The sequence below is a fragment of the Plantibacter sp. PA-3-X8 genome, from assembly GCF_003856975.1.
Classification (GTDB): domain Bacteria; phylum Actinomycetota; class Actinomycetes; order Actinomycetales; family Microbacteriaceae; genus Plantibacter; species Plantibacter auratus.
On the sequence record NZ_CP033107.1, the window covers coordinates 2,958,375 to 2,984,779 of the forward strand.

Consider the following 26,405-nt stretch of genomic DNA (forward strand, 5'->3'; position numbering starts at 1 on the left):
ATCCCCTTTCGTGAGGACGGTAATTCCATGGCGCATGCACCGTACGCTTCGTTCAGCTCGGTTCCGCCCAAGCAGGGCATGTACGACCCGGCGAACGAGAAGGACGCCTGTGGCCTGGCGATGGTCGCGACCCTGACGGGCGAGGCCTCGCACAGCATCATCGACGCGGCGCTCGGTTCGCTCCGCAACCTGGAGCACCGCGGCGCGATCGGTTCCGACGCCGGGACCGGCGACGGCGCGGGCATCCTCACCCAGATGCCCGACGCCTTCCTGCGCGGCGTCGCCGGATTCGACCTGCCGCCGCTCGGTGCGTACGCCGTGGGCATCGCCTTCCTGCCCACCGACGCCTCCGAGCGCGCACAGCTCCAGACGCGCATCGCCGCGATCGCCGCGGAGGAGGAACTCACCGTCCTCGGCTGGCGCGAGGTGCCGGTCGACCCCGACGAGCTGGGGAAGCTCGCCCGTGCGGCCATGCCGGCGTTCGAGCAACTGTTCGTCACCGGGTCCAGCTCCTCGACGCCGACCGGGATCGCCCTCGACCGACTCGCCTTCCGGCTCCGGAAGCGGGCGGAGCGCGAGCTCGGGGCGTACTTCATCTCCCTGTCGAGCCGCACGCTCGTCTACAAGGGCATGGTCACGACACTCCAGCTCGAACCGTTCTACCCCGACCTGTCCGACGAGCGGTTCGCGACCAAGCTCGCCATCGTCCACTCGCGGTACTCCACCAACACGTTCCCGTCCTGGCCGCTCGCCCAGCCGCTGCGCATGATGGCACACAACGGCGAGATCAACACCGTCGAGGGCAACCGCAACTGGATGCGCGCGCGGCAGTCGCAGCTCGAGTCCGAGCTCATCGGCGACATCCGCCCGCTGCTCCCCATCATCACGCCCGGAGCGAGTGACTCCGCCTCGTTCGACGAGGTCCTGGAGCTGCTGACGCTGACCGGACGGTCCCTCCCGCACGCCATGATGATGATGGTGCCCGAGGCCTGGGAAAAGCAGACCGGGCTGTCGCAGGAGCGACGCGACTTCTACGAGTTCAACTCCATGCAGATGGAGCCATGGGACGGTCCGGCCGCCCTCACCTTCACGGACGGCTCACTCGTCGGCGCGACCCTGGACCGGAACGGCCTGCGTCCCGGTCGCTGGCTGGAGACGACCGACGGTCTCGTCGTCCTGGGTAGCGAGATCGGCGTCCTCGACGTCGACCCGAGCCGGGTCAAGCGCAAGGGCCGCCTGCGCCCCGGAAAGATGTTCCTCGTCGACACCGAGGCCGGGCGGATCATCGAGGACGACGAGATCAAGGACGAGCTCTCGGCTTCGGCGCCCTGGGGCGACTGGCTCGACGCCGGACGCATCAACCTGAGCGACCTGCCGGAGCGCGAGCACATCGTGCACACGCCGGCATCCGTCACCCGCCGTCAGCGGACCTTCGGGTACACCGAGGAGGAGGTGCGCATCCTCCTGCAGCCCATGGGCCAGAACGGTGCGGAGCCGCTCGGCGCGATGGGGTCGGACACCCCGATCGCGGTGCTCTCCGACCGCCCTCGGCTCCTGTTCGACTACTTCGTGCAGCAGTTCGCCCAGGTCACCAACCCGCCGCTCGACTCGATCCGCGAGGAGGTCGTCACCTCGCTGAAGCTTGGGCTCGGCCCGGAGCGCAACCTCCTCTCGTGGGGCCCCGAGCACGCCAAGCAGGTCGTCCTCGACTTCCCGGTCATCGACAACGACGAGCTCGCCAAGATCCAGCACATCGACCCGAACCCGGCGAGCCCGCTGACGACGACCGTCAAGGCGCTGTACCGCGTCGAGGACGGCTCGGCCGGACTCGAGACGCGCCTGCGCGAGATGTGCGACGAGGTCGACCAGGCGATCCTCGCCGGCTCGGAGTTCATCGTCCTGAGCGACCGTGACTCGAACTCCGACCTCGCGCCGATCCCGTCGCTGCTCTCGCTCGCCGCCGTGCACCACCACCTCATCCGCGCCGAGAACCGGATGAAGGTCGGGCTCGTCGTCGAGGCCGGCGACGTGCGCGAGGTCCACCACGTCGCGCTGCTCATCGGCTACGGCGCCTCCGCGATCAACCCGTACCTGGCCATGGAGAGCTGCGAGGACCTCGTCCGCAGCGGCCTCATCCAGGGCGTCACCCGCGAGCAGGCCGTCAAGAACGTCATCAAGGCGCTCGGCAAGGGCGTGCTCAAGATCATGTCGAAGATGGGCATCTCCACGGTGTCCTCCTACGCCGGAGCACAGGCCTTCGAGGCCGTCGGCCTGAGCCAGCAGCTCGTCGACAGCTACTTCACCGGTACGGAGACGAAGCTCGGCGGTGTCGGCATCGAGGTGATCGCCGAGGAGAACGCGAAGCGTCACCGGTACGCCTACCCCGAGGACGCCGCATCGACGGCCCACGAGCGCCTGCAGTCGGGCGGGGAGTACCAGTGGCGTCGCGACGGTTCGCCGCACCTCTTCAACCCGGAGACGGTCTTCAAGCTGCAGCACGCGACCAAGACGCGCCGGTACGACATCTTCCGCGAGTACACCCACATGGTCGACTCCCAGGCGGCGCAGCTCATGACGCTCCGCGGGATGTTCACGCTCCGCGCCGGTGCCCGCCCGCCCGTCCCGCTCGACGAGGTCGAGTCGGTCGCGTCGATCGTGAAGCGGTTCTCGACCGGGGCGATGAGCTACGGTTCCATCTCGCGCGAGGCGCACGAGACGCTGGCGATCGCGATGAACAGCATCGGTGCCAAGTCGAACACGGGTGAGGGCGGCGAGGACGTCGACCGGCTCCTCGACCCGACGCGCCGCAGTGCGATCAAGCAGGTCGCCTCCGGCCGGTTCGGCGTGACGAGCATGTACCTGACGCACGCCGACGACATCCAGATCAAGCTCGCCCAGGGTGCGAAGCCCGGCGAGGGCGGGCAGTTGCCGCCGACGAAGGTGTACCCGTGGGTGGCACGGACGCGGCACGCCACGGCGGGCGTCGGCCTCATCTCGCCGCCGCCGCACCACGACATCTACTCCATCGAAGACCTCAAGCAGCTCATCTTCGACCTGAAGCGTGCGAACCCGAAGGCCCGGATCCACACCAAGCTGGTGAGCCAGTCCGGCATCGGTGCGGTGGCCGCGGGCGTCGCGAAGGCGCTCTCGGACGTGATCCTGGTCTCGGGTCACGACGGCGGAACCGGCGCGAGCCCGTTGAACTCCCTGAAGCACGCCGGGACGCCGTGGGAGCTGGGTCTCGCTGAGACGCAGCAGACGCTCATGCTCAACAACATGCGCGACCGCGTCGTCGTGCAGGTCGACGGTCAGATGAAGACCGGACGCGACGTCGTCATCGGCGCACTGCTCGGCGCGGAGGAGTTCGGCTTCGCGACGGCACCGCTCGTCGTCTCCGGGTGCGTCATGATGCGCGTGTGCCACCTCGACACCTGCCCGGTCGGCGTCGCGACGCAGAACCCGGTGCTGCGCGAGCGGTTCACCGGCAAGCCGGAGTTCGTCGTGAACTTCTTCGAGTTCATCGCCCAGGAGGTGCGCGAGTACCTTGCCGAGCTCGGGTTCCGGACGCTCGAGGAGGCGATCGGCCACAACGAACTGATCGACGCCGACCGAGCGATCGATCACTGGAAGGCGTCCGGGCTCGACCTCGCCCCGGTCCTCGTGGGTCCTGTCTTCGCCGACGACGAGCCGCGGATCAACCGCCGGCCGCAGGAGCACGAGCTCGAGAAGCACTTCGACCAGCAGCTCATCACGGCCGCCTCTGACGTGCTCGAACACGGCGGCCACTTCTCGGTCGACCTGCCTATCCGCAACACGGAGCGGGCGGTCGGCACCATGCTCGGCCACGAGGTCACCCGGCGGCACGGCGAGAACGGGCTCCCGGCAGGGAGTATCGACATCACCCTGCGCGGCTCGGCCGGGCAGTCCTTCGGTGCGTTCCTCCCCGGCGGCATCGCCCTGCGGCTCATCGGCGACTCGAACGACTACGTCGGCAAGGGCCTGTCCGGTGGGCAGATCGTCGTCCGGCCATCCGAGCGCGCAGCCTTCGCGCCCGAGGAGAACGTCATCGCCGGCAACGTCATCGGGTACGGCGCGACCCAGGGCACCATGTTCCTGAGCGGGATCGTCGGCGAGCGGTTCCTGGTGCGCAACTCCGGCGCCACGGCGGTCGTCGAAGGCGTCGGTGACCACGCGCTCGAGTACATGACGGGTGGTCTCGCCGTCATCCTGGGTCAGACCGGCCGGAACCTCGGCGCGGGCATGTCCGGCGGCACGGCCTACGTGTTCGACCTCGAACGCGACCAGGTCAACCGCGACTCCCTCGCCTCGGGGGAGCTCACCCTGTCCGAACTCGACAGTGCCGACGCCGAGATCGTCCGCGACCTCCTCGAACGGCACGTCGTGGAGACCGGTTCTCCGCTGGCCGGCCGGCTGCTCGCCGACATCGAAGACTCACTCGCCCGGTTCGTCAAGGTCCTCCCGCGTGACTACGCGGCAGTCCTGGCGACCCGACAGACCGCACTCGACGAGGGGCTCGACCCCGACGGCGACATCGTATGGAACCGAATCCTGGAGGTGACCGGTGGCTGATCCCAAGGGATTCCTGAAGGTACCGGAGCGCGAGCTCCCGAAGCGCCGGCCCGTGCCGGTCCGCATCATGGACTGGAAAGAGGTCTACGAGCAGAGCGACCCCGCGACCGTCCGCAAGCAGGCTGGTCGCTGCATGGACTGCGGCATCCCGTTCTGCCACCAGGGCTGCCCGCTGGGCAACCTCATCCCGGAGTGGAACGACCTGATGTGGCGAGGCGAGGGCCGCTCGGCCATCGAGCGCTTGCACGCCACGAACAACTTCCCGGAGTTCACGGGTCGTCTCTGCCCGGCGCCGTGCGAGAGTTCGTGCGTGCTGGGCATCAACCAGCCCGCCGTGACCATCAAGCAGGTCGAGGTCTCGATCATCGATCAGGCGTTCGCCAACGGGTGGGTCGAGTCCCACCCGCCGGAGCGGCTGACCGGCAAGACGGTCGCCGTCGTCGGCTCCGGGCCGGCCGGCCTCGCCGCAGCCCAGCAGCTGACGCGTGCCGGCCACACGGTCGCGGTCTACGAGCGCGACGACCGCATCGGCGGTCTGCTGCGCTACGGCATCCCCGACTTCAAGATGGAGAAGAAGCACCTCGACATCCGGCTGAAGCAGATGCAGGACGAGGGCACCCGGTTCCGCGCCGGCGTGAACATCGGGGTCGACATCAGCTGGGACGAGCTCCGCGCCCGCTACGACGCCGTCGTCATCGCCACCGGTGCCATGGTGCCGCGCGACCTCCCGATCCCCGGTCGTGACTTCTCCGGGGTCCACTTCGCGATGGAGTACCTCGTGCAGGCGAACCGCGTCGGCGCCGGAGACACGGTCTCCGACCAGATCACGGCGGAGGACAAGCACGTGGTGGTCCTCGGCGGCGGCGACACCGGTGCCGACTGCATCGGCACGGCGCACCGTCAGGGTGCCGCCTCCGTCACGAACCTCGCCATCGGCACGCAGCCGGCGGGGGAGCGGCCCGAGCACCAGCCGTGGCCGATGATGCCGACGCTCTTCGAGGTCGCGAGTGCGCACGAAGAGGGCGGCAACCGCGAGTACCTGGTGTCGACCGTCGAGTTCCTCGCCAACGAGGCCGGCGAGGTGCGGGCGATCCGCGTCGCCGAGACGGAGTTCGTCGACGGCCGTCGCGTGCCGAAGAGCGGCACCGAGCGGGAGATCCCCGCCGACCTCGTCCTGCTCGCACTCGGGTTCACGGGCCCGGAGGGCGAGACCCTCGAGTCGCAGTTCAAGCTCCCCTTCACCGGGCGCGGCAACGTGGCACGGGAGCACGACTACCAGACCAACCAGCCCGGCGTGTTCGTCGCGGGTGACGCCGGTCGTGGCCAGTCCCTCATCGTCTGGGCGATCGCCGAGGGCCGCGCTGCGGCGTCGGCCGTCGACCAGTACCTCGAGGGTGAGACCCAGCTTCCCTTCCCGGTCCGTCCCACGGATCAGCCCATCTCCCTCTAGGCTTTCAGGCGGACGACAAGCGTCGGACGCATCATGCCGAGCAGTGAGTACCGAAGCGCCTCGTGCGCAGAAACCATGGAGAACACACACACATGAGACGAGCCAAGATCGTCGCAACGCTGGGGCCTGCAGTCTCCAGCTATGAGAACATCCGGGCCATCATCGATGCGGGGGTCGATGTCACCCGGATGAACCTGAGCCACGGCAGCTACGACGTGCACGAGGCCATCTACGCCAACGTGCGCAAGGCCACCGAGGACTCCGGCCGTGCCGTCGCCGTCCTGGTCGACCTGCAGGGCCCGAAGATCCGCCTCGGCAAGTTCGAGGGCGGCCCGTACGACCTCGCCGTCGGCGACATCTTCAAGATCACCATCGAGGACATCCTCGGTACCAAGGAGATCTCCTCGACGACGTTCAAGGGCCTGCCCCAGGACGTCAAGCCGGGCGACTTCCTCCTGATCGACGACGGCAAGGTCAAGGTCGAGGTCGTTGAAGCGGACGACACCGTCGTGACCACTCGCGTCATCGTCGCCGGCCCCGTGTCGAACAACAAGGGCATCAACCTTCCCGGTGTCGCCGTCAACGTCCCCGCGCTCAGCGAGAAGGACGAAGCGGACCTCCGATGGGGACTGCGTCTCGGCGCCGACCTCATCGCCCTGTCCTTCGTGCGCGACGCGGCCGACATCGACCGCGTCCACGAGATCATGGCGGAGGAGGGCCGCAAGGTCCCCGTGATCGCCAAGATCGAGAAGCCGCAGGCCGTCGAGAACCTCGAGAGCATCGTCGAGGCGTTCGACGCGATCATGGTCGCCCGTGGCGACCTCGGTGTCGAGCTCCCGCTCGAGGCCGTCCCGATCGTGCAGAAGCGCGCGGTGGAGCTCGCCCGTCGTATGGCGAAGCCGGTCATCGTCGCGACGCAGATGCTCGAGTCGATGATCTCCAGCCCCATCCCGACCCGCGCGGAGACCTCCGACGTCGCGAACGCGGTGCTCGACGGTGCTGACGCGGTCATGCTCAGTGGCGAGACGAGTGTCGGCGCCTACCCGGTGATCACGGTCCAGACCATGGCCAGGATCGTCGAGTCGACCGAGATCCACGGTCTCGACCGCGTTCCGCCGCTCGGCACGAAGCCGCGCACCCAGGCCGGAGCGATCACGTTGGCGGCCGTCGAGGTGGCGGACTTCGTCGAGGCGAAGTTCCTCTGCGTCTTCACGGAGTCGGGCGAGTCGGTCCGCCGCATGGCCCGTCTCCGCAACCGGATCCCGATCCTGGCGTTCACGCCCGACCCGGCCATCCGTCGTCGGATGGCGCTGAACTGGGGCGTCGAGTCCTTCGTCGTCGAGCGCGTCACGCACACCGACCAGATGGTCGCCCAGGTGGACGAGGTCCTCGTCGCCACGGGCAAGGCCGCCGTCGGTGAGCCGGTCATCATCATCTCCGGTTCCCCTCCCGGCATCCCCGGGACGACGAACGACATCCGCGTCCACAAGGTGGGCGACGTCCTCTAGTCGTCGACAGCAGCGAAGGCCGTGGTCCTCCCGTACGGGGACCACGGCCTTCGTCGTCCGCCGGGTGTGCGGTGGCACCGCGATTCCGGAGGCCGTGGGTCTAGCCTGATGCCCATGAACCGTTCCGTCCTCGTCGACGACACCCTCCGCATCGCCGTGGGCCTGGACCCGGGAGGAATCGACCGTGAGGCGACCGGTGCGGCGGGACTCCTGGCCTCCCGATTCGCCGTCCTGGAGCTCGCCGCGGCCGCCGTCGGCGCCGTGGAGGATGCCGCCGACCGACTCCGCATCGCCCTCGGATACGAGCCGATGCACACGGCTCTCGACCTCGAGCGGATCGCCGCGGCCTACCAGAGCGACCGCCTGTTGCGGATCGACGGAGCAGCCGTGGACGCGTTCGCGCCACTGTCCGGCTTCTTCGCCGCGGCCGACGGCTGGGTGCGCACGCACGCGAACTACCCCCACCATCGTCGCCGCCTGAGCGCCATGCTCGGGATCGGCGACGATGCCACCCGCGCAGAGCTCGCCTCGGCGATCGCCTCCCGCTCGGCTCTCGACCTGGAATCGGAGGCCGCCGGGGTCGGCGCACTGCTCGTCGCCGTCCGGAGCGCTGCCGAATGGTCGTCCACACCGCAGGCCTCGGTCGGTGACGGACCGCTCGTCAGGCGCCACGGTGGCTCCACCGGCTCGAGGATCGCCTCGTGGGTGCGGCCGACGAGGCGGCAACCCTTGCGCGGCCTCCGCGTCCTCGACCTGACGCGGGTGATCGCCGGTCCGGTGTCCACGAGGACCCTCGCGCTCCTCGGCGCGGACGTCCTGCGCGTGGATCCACCGCAGGTCCCCGAGATCCCGTGGCAGCACACCGACAGCGGCCAGGGGAAGCGGACAGCGGCGCTCGACGCGTCGACACCGCGCGGCCTCGCGACACTGCAGACGCTGAGCGACGAGGCCGACATCCTGGTGACGGGGTACCGACCACACGCCCTTGAGCGCCTCGGTCTGCGAGGTCGCGACGGTCTGGTCACCGGCTCCGTCGACGCCTGGGGTACGACGGGGCCCTGGGGTGATCGACGCGGTTTCGACAGCCTGGTCCAGGCCGCCACGGGCATCGCGCTGGTCGAAGGGAAGGACGGCGCCCCGGGTGCCCTGCCTGCTCAGGCGCTCGACCACAGCGCGGGATACCTGCTGGCGGCGGCCATCGTCGACGACGTGGCGGCGGTCGTCGGCGGCGGTGATGCCGGCCGGTCGTCGGTGTCGCTCGCCCGCGTCGGTGCGGCGCTCCAGCGACTGCCACGATCCGAGGAACGCCCGCCGTCGGACCTCCCGGGAGCGCGGTGCCTGGTGACCCACGGTGCGGTGACGACGGCCCGCCCCGGGCTCAGCGCCTTCGACGACCATGCGTCCCCGGCGGCGGTCCTGGGGAGCGCCGAACCGCAGTGGACCCCGCGCAGCTGATCCCGGCACACTCCGCACCGGGAGATGACCGCCGTCCGGTCGCTCGCCTACCCTGGAGGTATGCGCCTCATCCTCATCAGACACGGTCAGACCTCGTCCAACGTCGCCGGCCTGCTCGACACCGCGATCCCCGGCGCCGTCCTCACCGACCTCGGCGAGACGCAGGCGGCCGCCCTCCCCAAAGCGCTCGTGGGGGAGCGGATCGACGCGGTCTACGCCTCCACCGCGGTGCGGGCGCAGCAGACCGCCGCACCTGTCGCCGAAGTCAGCGGGCTTCCCGTGATCGTCCGTGACGGACTCCGGGAGATCAGCGCCGGCGACAACGAGATGCTCGGGTCGCCCGAGGCCGTCCAGGTCTACATCGACACCATCGTGGCGTGGGCGATGGGAGACCTCGACACCCGGATGCCGGGCGGCGAGAACGGCCACGAGGTGTTCGCGCGCTTCGACGCCGTGATCGAGGAGCTCGAGGGTTCCGGACTGGAGAGCGTGGTGGTCGTGAGCCACGGAGCGATGCTCCGGTCCTGGCTCGGGCTGCGCGGGGCGAACGTCGACGGACACTTCATCGGCACGCACCCCATCACGAACACGGGCGTCATCATCGTCGACGGGGACACGACCACCGGTTGGCGGGTCGACACGTGGACGGGCGACGCCGTCGGCGGACCGGAGCTGACGACGGAGGCCGACGGTCCGGCCGCCGCCGTCGAGCGCGGCTTCTGATCAGTTCGCGTCGTCGGCCGAGGTCGCGCCGTCCGTGAGGAACGGTCCGGGCTCTTCGCCGGGCTGACCCGGGAGTGAGCCGACGAGACGGTCGAGCTCGGCGGCGTCGACGTCGATGCCCTGGTCACTGAGACGGTCCGCCAGCGCTGCCCGGACGTCGAGGTCGGGAGTGAGGGACCGGTCGGCTGCGACCTGCACGAGGATGCCCTGGAGCCGGTCGTCGGTGCTGGCGTCGTGGACGTCCTGGCGCGGGTCGGTGTGCTCTGCGGTCATGGTGTCGGGTCCCATCGTGTCGGACGACGTGAGGTACGCCGTGCTCTCGACGGTACGCTACGGCGTCGCCGACACCTCCCGCAGGGGCTTGCGCAAGCTGTGTCGGCAGAGCATGTTGAGTGCACCCAACTGGGATTCCACTCGTTCGCGGTACCGGTGGTGGGACTCGAACCCACACGTCTTTCGACAAAGCATGTTGAGTGCGCCCGGAGGGCTTTCCCACTCGTTCGCGGTACCGGTGGTGGGACTCGAACCCACACGTCTTTCGACAAAGCATGTTGAGTGCGCCCGGAGGGCTTTCCCACTCGTTCGCGGTACCGGTGGTGGGACTCGAACCCACACGTCTTTCGACAAAGCATTTTGAGTGCTCCGCGTCTGCCATTCCGCCACACCGGCGCGTCCGCCGCACGGCGAACAGCAACCTGCATCAGAGTACCGTAGGATTTGAGGGTGACCGAGCAAGAGACCCCTCCCGCAGCCCCACGGCGCGTCGTCGTCGCTGAGGACGAATCCCTCATCCGCCTCGACATCGTCGAGATCCTCCGCGACAACGGTTTCGAGGTCGTCGGCGAGGCCGGCGACGGCGAGACCGCTGTCGCCCTCGCGACGGAACTCCGTCCGGATCTCGTGATCATGGACGTCAAGATGCCTCAGCTCGACGGCATCTCCGCGGCCGAGCGCATCGGTAAGGCGCACATCGCCCCGGTGGTCCTCCTCACGGCCTTCAGCCAGAAGGAGCTCGTCGAGCGGGCGAGTGAGGCAGGTGCCCTCGCCTACGTCGTGAAGCCGTTCACGCCGAACGACCTCCTTCCCGCGATCGAGATCGCCCTCTCGCGCTACCAGCAGATCATCACCCTCGAGGCCGAGGTCGCCGACATGGTCGAGCGCTTCGAGACCCGCAAGCTCGTCGACCGGGCGAAGGGCCTCCTCAACGAGAAGATGGGCCTCACCGAGCCCGAGGCGTTCCGCTGGATCCAGAAGGCCTCCATGGACCGCCGCCTCACCATGCACGATGTCGCGCAGGCCATCATCGAGCAGCTCAGCGCCAAGAAGTAGCGCTCCTCCCTCGTCGCAAGAGCGGCCCGTCCCCTCGGGGGCGGGCCGCTCTGCTGTGTCCGGTGCCGGGCTCGTCAGCCGGTCGGTGCGTCCTTGATGAGGTTCGTGATGCGGATCGTGGAGCATCGTCGTCCCTGCTCGTCGGTGACGGCGATCTCGTGCACGGTGAGCGAGCGACCGAGGTGGATCGGGGTGCAGACACCTGTCACGAGGCCCTCGGTGGCGGACCTGGTGTGCGTCGCGTTGATGTCGATGCCGACCGCGAGTTTGCCCGGGCCCGCGAAGAGGTTGGCGGCCATGGAGCCGAGGGACTCGCCGAGCACGACGTACGCCCCACCGTGCAGCAGCATCGCGGGTTGGGTGTTGCCCTCGACGGGCATGGTGGCGACGGATCGCTGCACCGTGAACTCGGTGAACTCGATGCCCATCTTGGCGGCGAGTGCGCCGCTGCCCCTCGTCCGCAGGAACTCGAGTGCGTCGTCGGTCTCGTTCGTCATGTCCACCTTCGGATCGGGCCTGAGCCGTGTCGGCACCGGCTTGTAGGCTGGGCGCGTGTCGGAATCAGAAAAGCCTACCCTCCTCGTCGTCGACGGCCACTCGCTCGCATTCCGGGCGTTCTACGCCCTGCCGGTCGACAGCTTCCAAACCCGCGACGGTCAGCACACGAACGCCATCCACGGCTTCATCTCCATGCTGATCAGCCTGCTCAAGAACGAGAACCCGAGTCACATCGCCGTGGCGTTCGACATCTCGCGCCGTTCCTTCCGCACCCGCGAGTACCCCGAGTACAAGGGCACGCGGGGTGAGACCCCGGCGGAGTTCAAGGGACAGGTGCCGCTGCTCGAAGAGGCGCTCAAGGCGATGAACATCACGACGATCAGCAAAGAGGACTACGAGGCCGACGACATCCTCGCCACCCTCGCCAAGCAGGGCGCGGAGGAGGGCTTCCGCGTGCTCGTCGTCTCCGGCGACCGCGACACCATCCAGCTCGTCACCGACGACGTCACCCTGCTGTACCCGTCGAGCCAGGGCGTCTCCGCGCTCACCCGGTACGACGGAGCCAAAGTCTTCGAGCGCTACGGCATCCGGCCGGAGCAGTACCCGGAGATCGCGGCGCTCGTCGGCGAGACGAGCGACAACCTCCCGGGCATCCCGAAGGTCGGCGAGAAGACCGCCGTGAAGTGGCTCAACCAGTTCGGCTCCCTCGAGCAGATCCTCGAGCGCGCCGACGAGATCGCCGGCAAGGTGGGGGAGAGCCTCCGCGAGCACAAGGAGAACGCGGTCCGCAACCGCCGCCTCAACCGGCTCCTCACCGACGTCGAACTGCCTGTCGGACCGAAGGACCTCGAACGCCGACCGATCGACGCGGACGCGGTGGCGGCCGTCTTCGGGCGGCTCGAGTTCCGCACGCTGCTCGATCGGGTCCTCAAACTCGACGGACTCGAGGCCAACACGGATGTGTCCGCGCCGCAGGCGGGCGGCATGGTCATGCCACCGCAGAAGGAGCTGCTCGACGAAGAGCTCGAGGCGTGGATCACCCGTGCCGTCGCCGCACATCCCGCCGGGATCGGTCTCCACCTCGACCTCGACGGAGGCCTGCCGGTCGCAGCCGGCCTCGCGACGCCCACGGAGATCGTCTCGCTCGCCTGGCGTCCCGGTGAGGCCGACTACGCGCCGCTCGAGGCGTGGTTGGCGAGCGACGCCCCGAAGATCATGCACGACGCCAAGCCGCAGCTCCAGGCGGTCACGCGCGCCGGCCTGACGGTCGGCGGTCTCGGCTACGACACCGCGGTCGCCGGTTGGCTCCTGCGTCCGAGCGGCGGCGACAAGACGATCGCCGACCTCATCACGCGCTATCTCGACGAGACGATGCCGGTCGCCGACCCGAACCAGCTCGTCCCCGAGACCGACCCCGTGGGTGCCGGCGGCACCGCCTGGTACGCCCTCCGCGTCGCCGAGGCGACCCGCACGGCGCTCGACGCCGGGTCACTCGGCGTCCTGCTCGACATGGAGCTGCCGGTCCTCCAGGTGCTGGCCCACATGGAGCTGACCGGCGTGACGGTCGACCACGATATCCTGAGCGGCCTGTCCGAGCAGCTCGGCAACCGGGCCGCGGAGCTCGCGAGCAACGCGTATGAGGAGATCGGCCGCGAGGTCAACCTCGGATCACCGAAGCAGCTGCAGGAGGTCCTCTTCGACCAGCTCGCCATGCCGAAGACACGCGCCAACAAGACGGGCTTCTCGACGGACGCCGGCGCCCTGGCCGATCTCCAGGAGAAGAGCCCGCATCCGTTCCTCGGGCTTCTCCTCGAACACCGCGATGCGACGAAGCTCCGCCAGATCGTGGAGACGCTCGACAAGGCGATCACGCCCGACGGCCGCATCCACACGACGTACGTGCAGATCGGGACCAGCACCGGTCGGATCTCCTCGACCGACCCGAACCTGCAGAACATCCCCGTGCGCACCGAGGAGGGACGCCGCATCCGTGCCGCCTTCCAAGCCGGCTCCGGGTACGAGACCCTGCTGACCGCCGACTACTCGCAGATCGAGATGCGGATCATGGCGCACCTCTCCGGCGACGCCGGCCTCATCGAGGCGTTCAAATCCGGCGAGGACCTCCACCGCTTCGTCGGCGCGCGCATCTTCGGCGTCGCCGCCGAGGACGTCACGCCCGCGATGCGCAACAAGGTGAAGGCGATGTCGTACGGACTCGCCTACGGTCTGAGCGCGTTCGGGCTCTCGAAGCAGCTGCGGATCTCGAGCGCTGAGGCGAAGCAGCTCATGGTCGACTACTTCGAGCGCTTCGGTGCGGTCCGCGACTACCTGCGCAACGTCGTCGAGCAGGCGAAGCTCGACGGCTACACCGAGACGATCTTCGGTCGTCGGAGGCTCTTCCCCGAGCTCTCGAGCCCCAACCGACTGGTCAGGGAGAACGCCGAACGTCAGGCGCTGAACGCCCCGATCCAGGGTTCGGCCGCCGACATCATGAAGCGCGCCATGATCGGCATCGAGTCCGAGCTGCGCTCCGAATCCCTCAGCTCGCAGATGATGCTGCAGGTGCACGACGAACTGATCTTCGAGGTCGCAGAAGGGGAGTGGGACGCCCTGGAGCGCATCGTCCGAGCACAGATGGCGGGTGCCGCCGAGCTGTCGGTGCCGCTGGAGGTCCAGATCGGCCGCGGGCACGATTGGGACGCCGCAGCCCACTGAGCGCCCCGCAGGTCCGCACCCGGCGCCGGACGGGTGCGGACTAGGCTCGACGTCATGTCCCACGAAGAACCTCGTCAGAGCACACCGATCGACGTCATCGCCGAGAGCTGGGTGGAGACCCTCGTCCAGCTGAAGCCGGAGGTCGGTACCTACATCGGCCGCACGGACATCGGCGGACGGTACGGCGATTACTCGCCGGCCGGGCACGAGGCGTACATCGAAGCCGCGTCGCGCACGCTTCGCGAGCTGCGGTCCGCCGCACCGGTCGACGCCGTCGACCGCGTCACCCAGACCGACCTCTCGGCGGAGCTGGAGCTCGACCTCGCCTCGTCGGAGGCCGGTCTCCAGTACCGCGACCTCAACGTGATCGCGTCGCCGTCGCAGGAGCTGCGCGACGTCTTCGACCTGATGCCGACGGCCACGGTCGAGGACTGGAGCACCATCCGGACCCGCCTCGGCGCGTTGCCGGACGCGGTCGACGGGTACATCGAGACCCTGCGCGCGGGCATCGCCCGGGGGATCACCCCGGCACGCCGTCAGGTGGCCGAGGTGTACGAGCAGGTCCTCCGCACCGGCGCCGGCGACGGGTTCTTCATCGGCTTCGCCGCCAACGCCGGACCGGCGGACGGCCAGCTCCCGGCGTCCCTCGCCGGCGAACTCTCGACGGGTGCCGGTGCCGCAGCCGTCGCCTACAACCGTCTGGCGGACTTCCTCGCGCACGAACTGCTGCCTGCTGCAACCCAGGAGGACGCCATCGGCCGCGAGCTCTACGCGCTGCAGTCCCGCCGTTTCCTCGGCGCGACGGTCGACCTCGACGAGAGCTACGAGTGGGGCATCGAGGAACTGGCGCGCATGGTGTCGGAGCAGGAGGCGATCGCGAACGAGATCCTCCCCGGCGCGTCCGTCGAGGAGGCGGTCGCCTTCCTCGAACAGGATCCGGCGCGCAAGCTGCACGGCACCGACGCGCTCCAGCGGTGGATGCAGGAGACGAGTGACCGTGCGGTCGAGGAGCTGGGGCGGACGCACTTCGACATCCCGCAGGAGATCCGCGCGCTCGAGTGCATGATCGCGCCGACGCAGGAGGGTGGGATCTACTACACCGGCCCGACGGACGACTTCTCTCGCCCTGGCCGCATGTGGTGGTCCGTCCCCGCCGGCGTCACCGAGTTCGACACGTGGCGCGAGCTCACGACCGTCTACCACGAGGGTGTGCCAGGACATCACCTGCAGATCGGGCAGGCCGTCGTCAACCGGAAGACGCTCAACCTCTGGCGTCGACAGCTCGCCGGCACCTCCGGCCACGCCGAGGGCTGGGCGCTCTACGCCGAGCGCCTGATGGAACAGCTCGGATACCTCGACGACCCGGCGGACCGCCTGGGCATGCTCGACGGTCAGCGGATGCGCGCTGCCCGCGTCGTCCTCGACATCGGCGTGCACCTCGGCAAGCCGCTCCCGGACGGCAGCGGGACCTGGACCGCCGAGTACGCCTTCGACTTCATGGGTCGCAACGTCAACATGTCGCCGGAGTTCGTCCGGTTCGAGGTCAACCGGTACCTCGGTTGGCCCGGCCAGGCGCCGTCGTACAAGATCGGCCAGCGCATCTGGGAACAGCTCCGCGACGACGCGGCCCGCCGCGCCGGGGACGCCTTCGACATCAAGGACTTCCACCGTCGGGCACTGGACCTCGGTGGCGTCGGGCTCGACACGCTGCGGTCGGCGATGCTCGGATGACGACCGAACGGATCGTCGTCGCCGGCGCGTCCGGGTTCATCGGGCGTCGTCTGGTCGAGTCGTTCCGGGCCGACGGCGCCACCGTCTCCGTCATCGGGCGCGGTGCCGCCGACGCGCGGTGGGGTGACCACACGGGCATCGCCCGGCTGGTCGACGGTGCCGACCTCCTGGTCAACCTCGCCGGGAAGAGTGTGAACTGTCGCTACACCCCGTCGAACCGCGCCGAGATCCTCCGGTCCCGCGTGGACACGACGACGGAGCTGGCGCGGGCGGTGCGTGCAGCCGCCTCGCCTCCGCCGCTGTGGATCAACTCGTCGACCGCCACGATCTACCGCCATGCCGACGACCGCCCGATGACGGAGGACGACGGCGAGATCGGTTCCGGGTTCTCCGTCGACGTCGCGACCGCCTGGGAGCAGGTGTTCTTCGCGGACGAGCTGCCCGGGACACGACGGGTCGCCCTCCGCATCGCGATCGTCCTGGGCGACGGCGGAGCGCTCACCCCGCTCCGTTGGTTGGCGCGCCTCGGCCTCGGCGGACCCCAACGGGACGGTCACTGGCCCAGTTCCCGATCGCGTCGTGCCGCCGGCACGGATCACCGGTTCGGGACGCCGGGCGGACGGCAGCGGTTCAGCTGGATCCATCTTGACGACGTCGTCGGCATCGTCCGGTTCCTCCGTGGCCGTCCCGAACTCGACGGGGTCGTCAACGTGACGTCCCCGAACCCCACCGACAACCGCGGATTCATGCGGACCCTGCGGTACGCGCTCGGGATGCCGGTCGGCCTCCCCGCGCCCCGCTGGTTGCTGGAGATCGGGATGTCCATCCTGCGGACCGAGAGCGAACTGGTCCTGAAGAGTCGCTGGGCGATGCCGGAGCGGTTGCTGCGGGCGGGCTACCGGTTCGAGCACCCGACGCTCGATCCAGCACTGCGGGACATCCTCTCCGACCGCGGCTTGCCGGCGCACCCGGAAAATCGCTAGACTGGACTGTCACAATTGTGACGTCCTATCCGCCTGCCCGTCTCGCAGAGCGACACCGATCCCCGGATCGGTTCACACAACAGCATCGCTTCGATCAACGTCCGTGGTCATCCACGGATCCGGAGCCGTGCGCGAGGCTGGCCTGAATCATTGTCCACCTGGAGCAATTACTACATGACAAGCGCAACGACCGCCCCCAAGCAGGTCGCAATCAACGACATCGGATCTGCTGAGGACTTCCTCGCAGCGGTCGAAAAGACTCTGAAGTTCTTCAACGACGGCGACCTCATCGAGGGCACCGTCGTGAAGATCGACCGCGACGAGGTCCTCCTCGACGTCGGCTACAAGACCGAGGGTGTCATCCCCTCGCGTGAACTCTCCATCAAGCACGACGTCGACCCCTCCGAGGTCGTCAACGTCGGCGACACGATCGAGGCTCTCGTTCTCCAGAAGGAGGACAAGGAAGGCCGTCTGATCCTGTCGAAGAAGCGCGCACAGTACGAGCGTGCTTGGGGCGACGTGGAGAAGATCAAGGAATCCGACGGCGTCGTCACCGGTTCGGTCATCGAGGTCGTCAAGGGCGGCCTCATCGTCGACATCGGCCTCCGTGGCTTCCTCCCGGCCTCGCTCATCGAGCTGCGCCGCGTCCGCGACCTCACGCCGTACCTCGGCCAGGAGATCGAGGCGAAGATCCTCGAGCTCGACAAGAACCGCAACAACGTGGTCCTGTCGCGCCGTGCGCTCCTCGAGCAGACGCAGTCCGAGAGCCGCACCACCTTCCTCAACAACCTCCAGAAGGGACAGGTCCGCAAGGGCGTCGTCTCCTCGATCGTCAACTTCGGCGCGTTCGTCGACCTCGGCGGCGTCGACGGTCTCGTCCACGTCTCCGAGCTCAGCTGGAAGCACATCGAGCACGCCAGCGAGGTCGTCGAGGTCGGTCAGGAAGTCACCGTCGAGATCCTCGAGGTCGACCTGGACCGCGAGCGCGTCTCGCTGTCGCTCAAGGCGACCCAGGAGGACCCGTGGCAGGTCTTCGCCCGCACCCACGCCATCGGCCAGGTTGCACCGGGTAAGGTCACCAAGCTCGTCCCGTTCGGTGCGTTCGTCCGCGTCGCAGACGGCATCGAGGGACTCGTGCACATCTCGGAGCTCTCCGGCAAGCACGTCGAGCTCGCCGAGCAGGTCGTTTCGGTCGGCGAAGAGGTCTTCGTCAAGGTCATCGACATCGACCTCGAGCGTCGCCGCATCTCGCTGAGCCTCAAGCAGGCCAACGAGGGTGTCGACCCCGAGGGCACCGAGTTCGACCCGGCCCTCTACGGCATGCTCACGGAGTACGACGAGCTCGGGAACTACAAGTACCCCGAGGGCTTCGACGCCGAGACGCAGGAGTGGAAGGAAGGCTTCGACGCCGAGCGCGAGAAGTGGGAGCAGGACTACGCTGCCGCCCAGGCTCGTTGGGAAGCGCACAAGAAGCAGGTCGCTGCCGCAGCCGTCGAAGAGGCCAACCAGGCTTCCTCGTCGACCGCGTCCTCGTCGGCCGGCTCCTCGTTCTCGAGCGACTCCGCCGGCGGCGGCACGCTCGCTGACGACGAGTCCCTCGCGGCCCTCCGCGAGAAGCTCTCGAGCAACTAGTCCCACCAGCGCCGACCAGCGTCGGTGTCCAGCAGGGGGTCGCCTTCGGGCGGCCCCCTGCTGCGTTGTGCGAGGGGCGCTCGTCGAAGGCGCTGCACGCTCCGCGGGTACGCTGGCTGACATGTACCTCATCGGCCTCACCGGCGGGATCGCCTCCGGCAAATCGACCATCGCTGCCCGGCTCGCTGAACACGGCGCCGTCGTCATCGACGCGGACGTCCTCTCACGAGAGGCCGTCGAGCCGGGGACCCCGGGACTGGCCGCCATCGCGGAGCGCTTCGGCGCCGACGTGATCGGGCCCGACGGAGCACTCGACCGAGCTGCGCTCGGCTCCATCGTCTTCGCCGACGACCAGGCGCGGGCCGACCTCAACGCCATCGTGCACCCGGAGGTCAAGCGGTGTTCACAGGCCCGGATCGCCGAAGCCTCGAGCGACCCCGGCGCCGTCGTCGTCTACGACGTCCCGCTGCTCGTCGAGACCGGCCGCGCCGACGAGTTCGACCTCGTGGTCGTCGCCGCAGCTCCGGAGGGGGAGCGCGCCCGTCGGCTCGTCGACCTCCGCGGGCTCGACCGGGGCGAGGCGGAACGACGGATCGCGGCCCAGGCGACCGAGGAGCAGCGCGCCGCCGTCGCCGACGTGGTGATCGACACCGCCGGCTCGCTCGAGCACACCCTCAGCCAGGTCGACGCGGTCTGGCACCGCGCCGCCGCGGCCGCTGTACGGGCGCCCGACCGTCAGGACGGCGTCTGAGCGCTTCGCGCGCTCCGCTGTGGGCGAAGCGGGGCAGTGGTGTCGGTGGCCCTCCGTAGACTCGGAGCATGGAACCAACACGCGCCGTCCGCCCCTTCGAGGTGATCAGCGAGTACGAGCCGAGCGGCGATCAGCCCGCCGCCATCGAGCAGCTGTCCGGGCGCATCAACGCCGGCGAGACCGACGTCGTCCTGTTGGGCGCCACAGGTACCGGCAAGTCCGCGACGACCGCCTGGCTCATCGAAGCCGTCCAGCGCCCGACGCTCGTCCTCGCGCACAACAAGACGCTCGCGGCCCAGCTGGCGAACGAGTTCCGCGAGCTCATGCCGAACAACGCGGTCGAGTACTTCGTCTCCTACTACGACTACTACCAGCCCGAGGCCTACGTCCCACAGACCGACACCTTCATCGAGAAGGACTCGTCGATCAACGCCGAGGTCGAGCGGCTGCGGCACTCGACCACCAACTCGCTGCTGAGCCGTCGCGACGTCATCGTCGTGTCGACCGTGTCGTGCATCTACGGCCTCGGTGCGGCGGAGGAGTACCTGGAGGCGATGGCGGCGCTGCAGGTCGGGCAGAGCATCGGGCGCGACCGACTCATCCGCAAGTTCGTCGGTATGCAGTACAACCGCAACGACGTCGACTTCTCGCGCGGCAACTTCCGTGTGCGCGGCGACACCATCGAGATCATCCCGGTCTACGAGGAGCTCGCGATCCGCATCGAGTTCTTCGGCGACGAGATCGAGGCCCTCTACGCCCTGCACCCGCTCACCGGCGACGTCGTGAAGAAGCTCGACGCGGTGTCGGTGTTCCCGGCCTCCCACTACGCCGCCAGCCCGCAGACGATCCAGCGCGCCATCGGCACCATCCAGGAGGAGCTGGCGGAGCGGCTCCAGTCGCTCGAACGCGAGGGCAAGCTCCTCGAGGCCCAGCGGCTCCGCATGCGCACCACCTTCGACCTCGAGATGATGCAGCAGATCGGCTTCTGCTCCGGCATCGAGAACTACTCGCGCCACATCGACGGCCGCTCGGCCGGCGAGGCACCGAACTGCCTCCTCGACTACTTCCCCGACGACTTCCTCACCGTCATCGACGAGTCGCATGTCACCGTCCCGCAGATCGGCGCGATGTTCGAGGGCGACGCCTCCCGCAAGCGCACCCTCGTCGAGCACGGGTTCCGACTCCCGAGTGCGATGGACAACCGCCCGCTCCGGTGGGACGAGTTCAAGAACCGCGTCGGCCAGACGGTGTACCTCTCGGCGACGCCGGGCAAGTACGAGATGGGCATCGCGGACGGCATCGTCGAGCAGATCATCCGCCCGACCGGCCTCGTCGACCCGGCGATCATCGTGAAGCCCTCCAACGGCCAGATCGACGACCTCCTCGAGGAGATCCGGGTCCGCGCCGAGCGCGACGAACGCGTCCTCGTCACCACCCTCACCAAGAAGATGGCGGAGGAGCTCACCGACTTCCTGACCGAGGCCGGCGTGCGCGTCCGCTACCTGCACTCCGACGTCGACACCCTGCGGCGGGTCGAGCTGTTGAGCGAACTCCGGCAGGGCGTCTACGACGTCCTCATCGGCATCAACCTGCTGCGAGAGGGCCTCGACCTCCCGGAGGTCTCGCTCGTCGCGATCCTCGACGCCGACAAGGAGGGCTTCCTGCGCTCGTCCACGTCGCTCATCCAGACGATCGGTCGCGCCGCCCGCAACGTGTCCGGCGAGGTCCACATGTACGCCGACGTCCTGACCGACTCGATGAAGCGCGCGATCGAGGAGACGGACCGTCGCCGCGAGAAGCAGGTCGCCTACAACGAGGAGCGCGGGATCGATCCGCAGCCGCTGCGCAAGCGGATCGCAGACATCACCGAGGCGCTCGCCCGGGAAGGCGCGGACACCGCGGCACTGCTCGCCGGACGCGACAACGGCAAGAAGAAGAGCCCGACGCCGAACCTGCGGCGGGAGGGCATCGCCGCCGAGGGCGCGAACGACCTCGAGTCGATCATCGCGGACCTCAACGCGCAGATGCTGGCCGCCGCGGCGGAGCTCAAGTTCGAACTCGCCGGCCGTCTCCGCGACGAGGTCTCCGAACTCAAGCAGGAACTTCGACAAATGGCCAAGGCCGGGCACATCTAGTCCGCCGCTTCGCTGAGAGCGCAGTACCACAGACACCGCTCGGGAGTCCGGTGTCGGTGGTGCTGCGTAGACTCGAAGGGTGTCAATTGCCAAGGTAGATCACCACTCCACGCTCAGCGTCCGCGGTGCCCGCGTCCACAATCTTCAGAACGTCGACCTCGAGATCCCTCGCGACTCGCTCGTCGTCTTCACTGGTCTCTCGGGCTCGGGGAAGTCCTCACTCGCCTTCGACACGATCTTCGCCGAGGGCCAGCGACGCTACGTCGAGTCGCTCTCGGCGTACGCCCGCCAGTTCCTCGGTCAGGTGGACCGCCCGGACGTCGACTTCATCGAGGGCCTGAGCCCCGCGGTCTCGATCGACCAGAAGTCCACGAACCGCAACCCCCGGTCGACCGTCGGGACGATCACCGAGGTCTACGACTACATGCGGTTGCTCTGGGCGCGCATCGGCGTCCCGCACTGCCCGGTCTGCGGCGAGGTCATCCAGCGTCAGACGGTGCAGCAGATCGCCGACCAGCTGATGGAGCTCGAGGAGCGACGCCGCTACCAGATCGTCGCCCCCGTCGTGAGCCAGAAGAAGGGCGAGTTCGTCGACCTCTTCAAGGAGCTCTCGGCCAAGGGCTTCGCGCGCGCCATCGTCGACGGCGAGGCGATCCAGCTCGCGGAACCGCCGACCCTCAAGAAGCAGGTCAAGCACGACATCGCGGTCGTCGTCGACCGCCTCGTCGCCGGGCCCGAGATCCTCGGTCGCCTGACCGACTCCCTCGAGACGGCACTGCAGCTCACCGACGGCCTCGTGACGATCAACTTCGTCGACGAGGAGGGCGACGACGCCTGGCGCACCTTCTCCGAGAAGCTCTCCTGTCCGAACAACCACCCGTTGCAGCTGACGGAGATCGAGCCGCGGACGTTCTCGTTCAACGCCCCGTTCGGCGCCTGCCCGGAGTGCTCGGGCCTCGGCACGCGCATGTCGGTCGACGCGGAGCTGCTCCTCGGCGACGAGGAGCTCAGCATCAACGAGGGCGTCATCGTCCCGTGGACCACCCAGGGCAAGGGGCTCTACCAGTACTACGAGAAGCTGCTCGGCGGGCTGGCCCGCGACCTCGACTTCTCGCTCGACACCCCCTGGCGCGACCTGCCGGCGTCGGTCCAGGAGGCGGTGCTCCGCGGCGACAACTTCAAGGTCAAGGTCAAGTGGAAGAACCGCTTCGGCCGCGAGATGAGCTACTCCTCGGGCTTCGAGGGCGTCATCCCGTACATCGAGCGTCAGTACCTCCAGGCCGACACCGACAGCCAGCGCGTGCGCTGGTCCGAGTACCTGCGCGAAGTCCCGTGCCAGGTCTGCGGCGGTCGTCGCCTCAAGCCCGAGGTCCTCTCCGTCCTGATCCACGAGCACAACATCGCCGAGGTCGCCGAACTGAGCCTCTCCGACGCCCGCGCGTTCATGGACCGCCTCGAGCTGAGCGACCGCGAGGCCCACATCGCCGCGCAGGTGTTGCGCGAGATCAAGGTCCGACTCGACTTCCTGATCCAGGTCGGACTCAACTACCTCGACCTGGCCCGGACCGCCGGCTCCCTCTCGGGCGGAGAGGCGCAGCGCATCCGCCTCGCGACGCAGATCGGCTCGGGACTCACCGGCGTGCTCTACGTCCTCGACGAACCGAGCATCGGCCTGCACCAGCGCGACAACCGCCGTCTCATCGAGACCCTCGTGGCCCTGCGCGACCTCGGCAACACGCTGATCGTCGTCGAACACGACGAGGACACCATCCGCACCGCCGACTGGATCGTCGACATCGGTCCCGGCGCGGGCGTCAACGGCGGCCGTGTCGTGCACTCCGGGTCGTACGAGGCGCTCGAGGCCAACACCGAGTCCCTCACCGGTGACTACCTCTCCGGCCGCAAGGCCATCGAGATCCCGGCGAAGCGTCGTCCGATCGACACGAAGCGTCAGATCCAGGTGATCGGAGCGCAGGCCAACAACCTGAAGAAAGTCAGCGCGGACTTCCCGCTCGGGGTCCTCACCGCCGTCACCGGCGTGAGCGGCTCCGGGAAGTCCTCGCTCGTCAACGACGTCCTGTACCGGGTCCTGGCGAACAAGCTGAACGGCGCGCGCAAGCTGCCCGGCAAGCACACCAGGGTCACGGGTCTGGAGCACCTCGACAAGGTCGTCCACGTCGACCAGGCGCCCATCGGCCGCACCCCGCGCTCGAACCCCGCCACGTACACGGGCGTCTTCGACAAGATCCGCAACCTCTTCGCGGAGACGCAGGAGGCCAAGGTCCGCGGCTACCTCGCCGGCAGGTTCAGCTTCAACGTCAAGGGCGGCCGCTGTGAGGCCTGCTCGGGCGACGGCACGATCAAGATCGAGATGAACTTCCTGCCCGACGTCTACGTTGCCTGCGAGGTGTGCGGGGGAGCGCGGTACAACCGCGACACCCTGACCATCCACTACAAGGGCAAGAACATCGCCGAGGTCCTCGACATGCCGATCGCCGAGGCTGCCGACTTCTTCGAGCCGATCTCCTCGATCCACCGGTTCCTGAAGACGCTCGTCGAGGTCGGCCTGGGCTACGTCCGTCTCGGCCAGAGCGCCACGACGCTGTCCGGTGGCGAGGCCCAGCGCGTGAAGCTCGCGACGGAGCTGCAGCGGCGGAGCAACGGACGCAGTGTCTACGTCCTCGACGAGCCGACCACGGGTCTGCACTTCGAAGACGTCCGGAAACTGCTGCTCGTCCTCGGCGGGCTCGTCGACAAGGGCAACACGGTCATCGTGATCGAGCACAACCTCGACGTCATCAAGTCCGCAGACTGGCTCATCGACATGGGCCCCGAGGGTGGAGCCGGTGGTGGGACGGTCCTCGCCACCGGGACACCGGAGCACCTCGCGACGGTCCCCGGCAGCCACACGGGCTTCTTCCTGAACGAACTGTTCGAGGCAGAGGCCGGCGGCAGCCGCAAGGCGGGCTGACGTGGCGGCCGTCCGCGGCGGAAGTGGTCTGGCGTACCGGCCGAAGGCGGGGGAGATCCCCACCATGCCCGGCGTGTACCGCTTCAGCGACGACTCGGGCCGGGTGCTCTACGTCGGCAAGGCGATGAACCTCCGGGCGAGGCTCAGCAACTACTTCGCGCCCCTGCACACCCTCCACGAGCGCACGCGCCGCATGGTGACGACCGCGACCGGGGTCACCTGGACGACGGTCGGCAGCGACGTCGAGGCGCTGCAGCTCGAGTACACGTGGATCAAGGAGTACGACCCGCCGTTCAACGTCAAGTTCCGCGACGACAAGTCGTACCCGTACCTCGCGGTCACCCTCGGTGACGAGGCGCCGCGCGTCATGGTCACCCGGAACACCCGGATCCCGGGGGCCAAGTACTTCGGTCCGTACCCGAAGATCTGGGCCGTCCACGACACGGTCGACCTCATGATCAAGGTCTTCCCGATCCGCACCTGCTCCGATTCGGCGTACAAGCGCGCCATGGCCTCGGGGAAGCCCTGTTTCCCCGGGCAGATCGGGCGGTGCGGCGGCCCGTGCTCCGGCAAGGTCACCATCGAGGAGCATCGCGCGATCGTCGACGACTTCGTCTCGTTCATGGTCGGCAACGACCGCCGGTTCACGACGCGCATCACCGCCGACATGAAGGCCGCAGCGGCCCGCCAGGACTACGAGTCCGCGGCCGTCTACCGGGATCAGCTCCAGGCACTCGACCAGGTGCTCGCGAAGAGCGCGGTCGTCCTGCGCGACGCCGTGGACGCCGACCTGTTCGGCATCGACCACGACGAGCTCGCCGCGTCGGTGCAGCAGTTCATCGTCCGTGGCGGCCGCATCCGCGGTGTGCGGTCGTGGACCGTCGACAAGGAGCTCGACATGTCCACCGCCGAGCTCGTCGACAGCGTCGTCCAACGGGTGTACGCCGCCGCGAACGGGACCGAGGTCCCGCGAGAGGTGCTCGTCCCGGAACTGCCGGACGACGCCGAGAGCCTCGAGGACTGGCTGGCCGAACGCCGCGGCTCGAAGGTCGCCCTCCGCGTCGCCCAGCGCGGCGAGAAGGCGACGCTCATGGAGACCGCGGTCGTCAACGCCAAGCAGGCACTCATGCTCTACAAGACCCGACGCAGCTCCGACTTCGTCGCCCGGACACAGGCGCTCGAGGACATCCGCGACGCGCTCGGGATGCCCGAGGCGCCGCTCCGGATCGAGTGCTTCGACGTCTCGCACCTGAGCGGTACCAACATCGTGGCGTCGATGGTGGTCTTCGAGGACGGGCTGTCCCGCAAGGACGAGTACCGCCGCTTCGGCGTCGCCGAGTCCACCGACGACACCGACTCGATCTACCAGGTCGTCTCCCGGCGACTCGCGCACCTGACGTCGTCCGAGCCCGTCGAGACGGTCGACGAGACCACGGGGGAGCGCAAGCGCCGGAAGTTCACCTACCCGCCGCAGCTCCTCATCGTCGACGGCGGGCAACCACAGGTCGCCGCCGCCGCACGTGCGCTGGGGGAGTCCGGCCTGACCGGGATCACCCTGTGCGGACTGGCGAAGCGACTGGAGGAGATCTGGTTGCCCGACGACCCGTATCCGGTGATCCTGCCGCGGGGGAGCGAAGCCCTGTTCCTCCTCCAGCGGGTCCGCGATGAGGCGCACCGGTTCGCCATCAGTTTCCAGCGACAGAAGCGGAAGCGCGACATCTCGACCGTCCTCGGCGAGATCCCGGGGCTCGGTCCGGCGAAGGTCCGTGAGCTGCTCAAGCACTTCGGATCCGTCGCCCGCCTGAAGACCGCGACGCCGGCCGAGATCACCGAGGTCAAGGGCATCGGCGACAAACTGGCGGCCACGGTGCACGAGGCGTTGACCTCCGGCTCCGCACAGCCCTCGCAGGCCTCGCGGAATGGGTAGGCTGGGA

16 protein-coding genes and 1 tRNA gene are annotated in these 26,405 nt (G+C 68.6%); 14 read left to right on the forward strand and 3 right to left on the reverse strand.

The window, feature by feature from the left end; genetic code table 11:
• Positions 1 to 27: 27 nt before the first annotated feature.
• From gltB to EAO79_RS14015, 5 genes are all read left to right on the forward strand, one after another.
• On the forward strand, positions 28 to 4,590 hold the full coding sequence (gene gltB, locus EAO79_RS13995; protein WP_124769353.1) for a glutamate synthase large subunit: 4,563 nt from the start codon (positions 28 to 30) through the stop codon (positions 4,588 to 4,590).
• On the forward strand, positions 4,583 to 6,040 hold the full coding sequence (locus EAO79_RS14000; RefSeq protein ID WP_079705945.1) for a glutamate synthase subunit beta: 1,458 nt from the start codon (positions 4,583 to 4,585) through the stop codon (positions 6,038 to 6,040). Before gltB ends, EAO79_RS14000 begins: the two co-directional genes overlap by 8 nt.
• A 92-nt stretch (positions 6,041 to 6,132) precedes the next feature.
• Positions 6,133 to 7,548, forward strand: coding sequence for a pyruvate kinase (gene pyk, locus EAO79_RS14005; protein WP_079705946.1), 1,416 nt, complete (start codon positions 6,133 to 6,135; stop codon positions 7,546 to 7,548).
• A gap of 114 nt (positions 7,549 to 7,662) precedes the next feature.
• Complete coding sequence (locus tag EAO79_RS14010) at positions 7,663 to 9,003, forward strand: CoA transferase (RefSeq protein ID WP_124769354.1); 1,341 nt, start codon at positions 7,663 to 7,665, stop codon at positions 9,001 to 9,003.
• A 60-nt stretch (positions 9,004 to 9,063) separates the two neighbouring features.
• Positions 9,064 to 9,726, forward strand: a complete 663-nt coding sequence (locus EAO79_RS14015) for a histidine phosphatase family protein (RefSeq protein ID WP_079705948.1) — start codon at positions 9,064 to 9,066, stop codon at positions 9,724 to 9,726.
• Here EAO79_RS14015 and EAO79_RS14020 read toward each other — a convergent pair whose 3' ends face one another.
• Both EAO79_RS14020 and EAO79_RS14025 read right to left on the reverse strand, forming a co-directional pair.
• Complete coding sequence (locus EAO79_RS14020) at positions 9,727 to 9,999, reverse strand: hypothetical protein (RefSeq protein ID WP_124769355.1); 273 nt, start codon at positions 9,997 to 9,999, stop codon at positions 9,727 to 9,729.
• A 315-nt stretch (positions 10,000 to 10,314) separates the two neighbouring features.
• Positions 10,315 to 10,395: transfer RNA gene (locus EAO79_RS14025), tRNA-Leu, on the reverse strand.
• Between the two features lie 54 nt (positions 10,396 to 10,449).
• Between EAO79_RS14025 and EAO79_RS14030 the strand changes: the two genes are divergently transcribed.
• Entirely contained in the window at positions 10,450 to 11,055 is a 606-nt protein-coding gene (locus EAO79_RS14030) for an ANTAR domain-containing response regulator (protein ID WP_064296913.1), read from the forward strand.
• A 74-nt stretch (positions 11,056 to 11,129) separates the two neighbouring features.
• Here the strand turns inward: EAO79_RS14030 and EAO79_RS14035 are convergent, their stop codons facing one another.
• A complete protein-coding gene (locus EAO79_RS14035) occupies positions 11,130 to 11,552 on the reverse strand; it encodes a hotdog fold thioesterase (RefSeq protein WP_124769356.1) in 423 nt (140 codons plus the stop codon).
• Positions 11,553 to 11,607: 55 nt separating this feature from the next.
• Between EAO79_RS14035 and polA the strand changes: the two genes are divergently transcribed.
• The 8 genes from polA (at position 11,608) to uvrC (ending at position 26,398) form a co-directional block, all read left to right on the forward strand.
• Complete coding sequence (polA, locus tag EAO79_RS14040) at positions 11,608 to 14,268, forward strand: DNA polymerase I (RefSeq protein ID WP_124769357.1); 2,661 nt, start codon at positions 11,608 to 11,610, stop codon at positions 14,266 to 14,268.
• Between the two features lie 54 nt (positions 14,269 to 14,322).
• On the forward strand, positions 14,323 to 15,999 hold the full coding sequence (locus tag EAO79_RS14045) for a DUF885 domain-containing protein (protein ID WP_124769358.1): 1,677 nt from the start codon (positions 14,323 to 14,325) through the stop codon (positions 15,997 to 15,999).
• Positions 15,996 to 16,982, forward strand: a complete 987-nt coding sequence (locus EAO79_RS14050; RefSeq protein ID WP_124769359.1) for an epimerase — start codon at positions 15,996 to 15,998, stop codon at positions 16,980 to 16,982. Before EAO79_RS14045 ends, EAO79_RS14050 begins: the two co-directional genes overlap by 4 nt.
• 174 nt (positions 16,983 to 17,156) lie before the next feature.
• Entirely contained in the window at positions 17,157 to 18,614 is a 1,458-nt protein-coding gene (rpsA, locus tag EAO79_RS14055; RefSeq protein WP_056005690.1) for a 30S ribosomal protein S1, read from the forward strand.
• 121 nt (positions 18,615 to 18,735) lie between these two features.
• A complete protein-coding gene (coaE, locus tag EAO79_RS14060) occupies positions 18,736 to 19,365 on the forward strand; it encodes a dephospho-CoA kinase (protein WP_124769360.1) in 630 nt (209 codons plus the stop codon).
• A gap of 68 nt (positions 19,366 to 19,433) precedes the next feature.
• A complete protein-coding gene (gene uvrB / locus EAO79_RS14065) occupies positions 19,434 to 21,500 on the forward strand; it encodes an excinuclease ABC subunit UvrB (protein ID WP_124769361.1) in 2,067 nt (688 codons plus the stop codon).
• A gap of 79 nt (positions 21,501 to 21,579) precedes the next feature.
• Positions 21,580 to 24,471: an excinuclease ABC subunit UvrA gene (uvrA, locus tag EAO79_RS14070; RefSeq protein WP_124769362.1), complete on the forward strand. Its 2,892-nt coding sequence runs from the start codon at positions 21,580 to 21,582 to the stop codon at positions 24,469 to 24,471.
• A 1-nt stretch (position 24,472) separates the two neighbouring features.
• Positions 24,473 to 26,398: an excinuclease ABC subunit UvrC gene (gene uvrC, locus EAO79_RS14075; protein ID WP_256386801.1), complete on the forward strand. Its 1,926-nt coding sequence runs from the start codon at positions 24,473 to 24,475 to the stop codon at positions 26,396 to 26,398.
• Positions 26,399 to 26,405: the final 7 nt, after the last annotated feature.

What these genes read in the sequence shown, in the direction of transcription:
- rpsA (WP_056005690.1), top strand. Translation starts at nt 17,157, where the DNA reads ATGACAAGCGCAACGACCGCCCCCAAGCAGGTCGCAATCAACGACATC.
- EAO79_RS14020 (WP_124769355.1), bottom strand. Translation starts at nt 9,999, where the DNA reads ATGACCGCAGAGCACACCGACCCGCGCCAGGACGTCCACGACGCCAGC.
- EAO79_RS14045 (WP_124769358.1), top strand. Translation starts at nt 14,323, where the DNA reads ATGTCCCACGAAGAACCTCGTCAGAGCACACCGATCGACGTCATCGCC.
- EAO79_RS14015 (WP_079705948.1), top strand. Translation starts at nt 9,064, where the DNA reads ATGCGCCTCATCCTCATCAGACACGGTCAGACCTCGTCCAACGTCGCC.
- uvrB (WP_124769361.1), top strand. Translation starts at nt 19,434, where the DNA reads ATGGAACCAACACGCGCCGTCCGCCCCTTCGAGGTGATCAGCGAGTAC.
- EAO79_RS14050 (WP_124769359.1), top strand. Translation starts at nt 15,996, where the DNA reads ATGACGACCGAACGGATCGTCGTCGCCGGCGCGTCCGGGTTCATCGGG.
- coaE (WP_124769360.1), top strand. Translation starts at nt 18,736, where the DNA reads ATGTACCTCATCGGCCTCACCGGCGGGATCGCCTCCGGCAAATCGACC.
- gltB (WP_124769353.1), top strand. Translation starts at nt 28, where the DNA reads ATGGCGCATGCACCGTACGCTTCGTTCAGCTCGGTTCCGCCCAAGCAG.
- EAO79_RS14035 (WP_124769356.1), bottom strand. Translation starts at nt 11,552, where the DNA reads ATGACGAACGAGACCGACGACGCACTCGAGTTCCTGCGGACGAGGGGC.
- EAO79_RS14010 (WP_124769354.1), top strand. Translation starts at nt 7,663, where the DNA reads ATGAACCGTTCCGTCCTCGTCGACGACACCCTCCGCATCGCCGTGGGC.
- pyk (WP_079705946.1), top strand. Translation starts at nt 6,133, where the DNA reads ATGAGACGAGCCAAGATCGTCGCAACGCTGGGGCCTGCAGTCTCCAGC.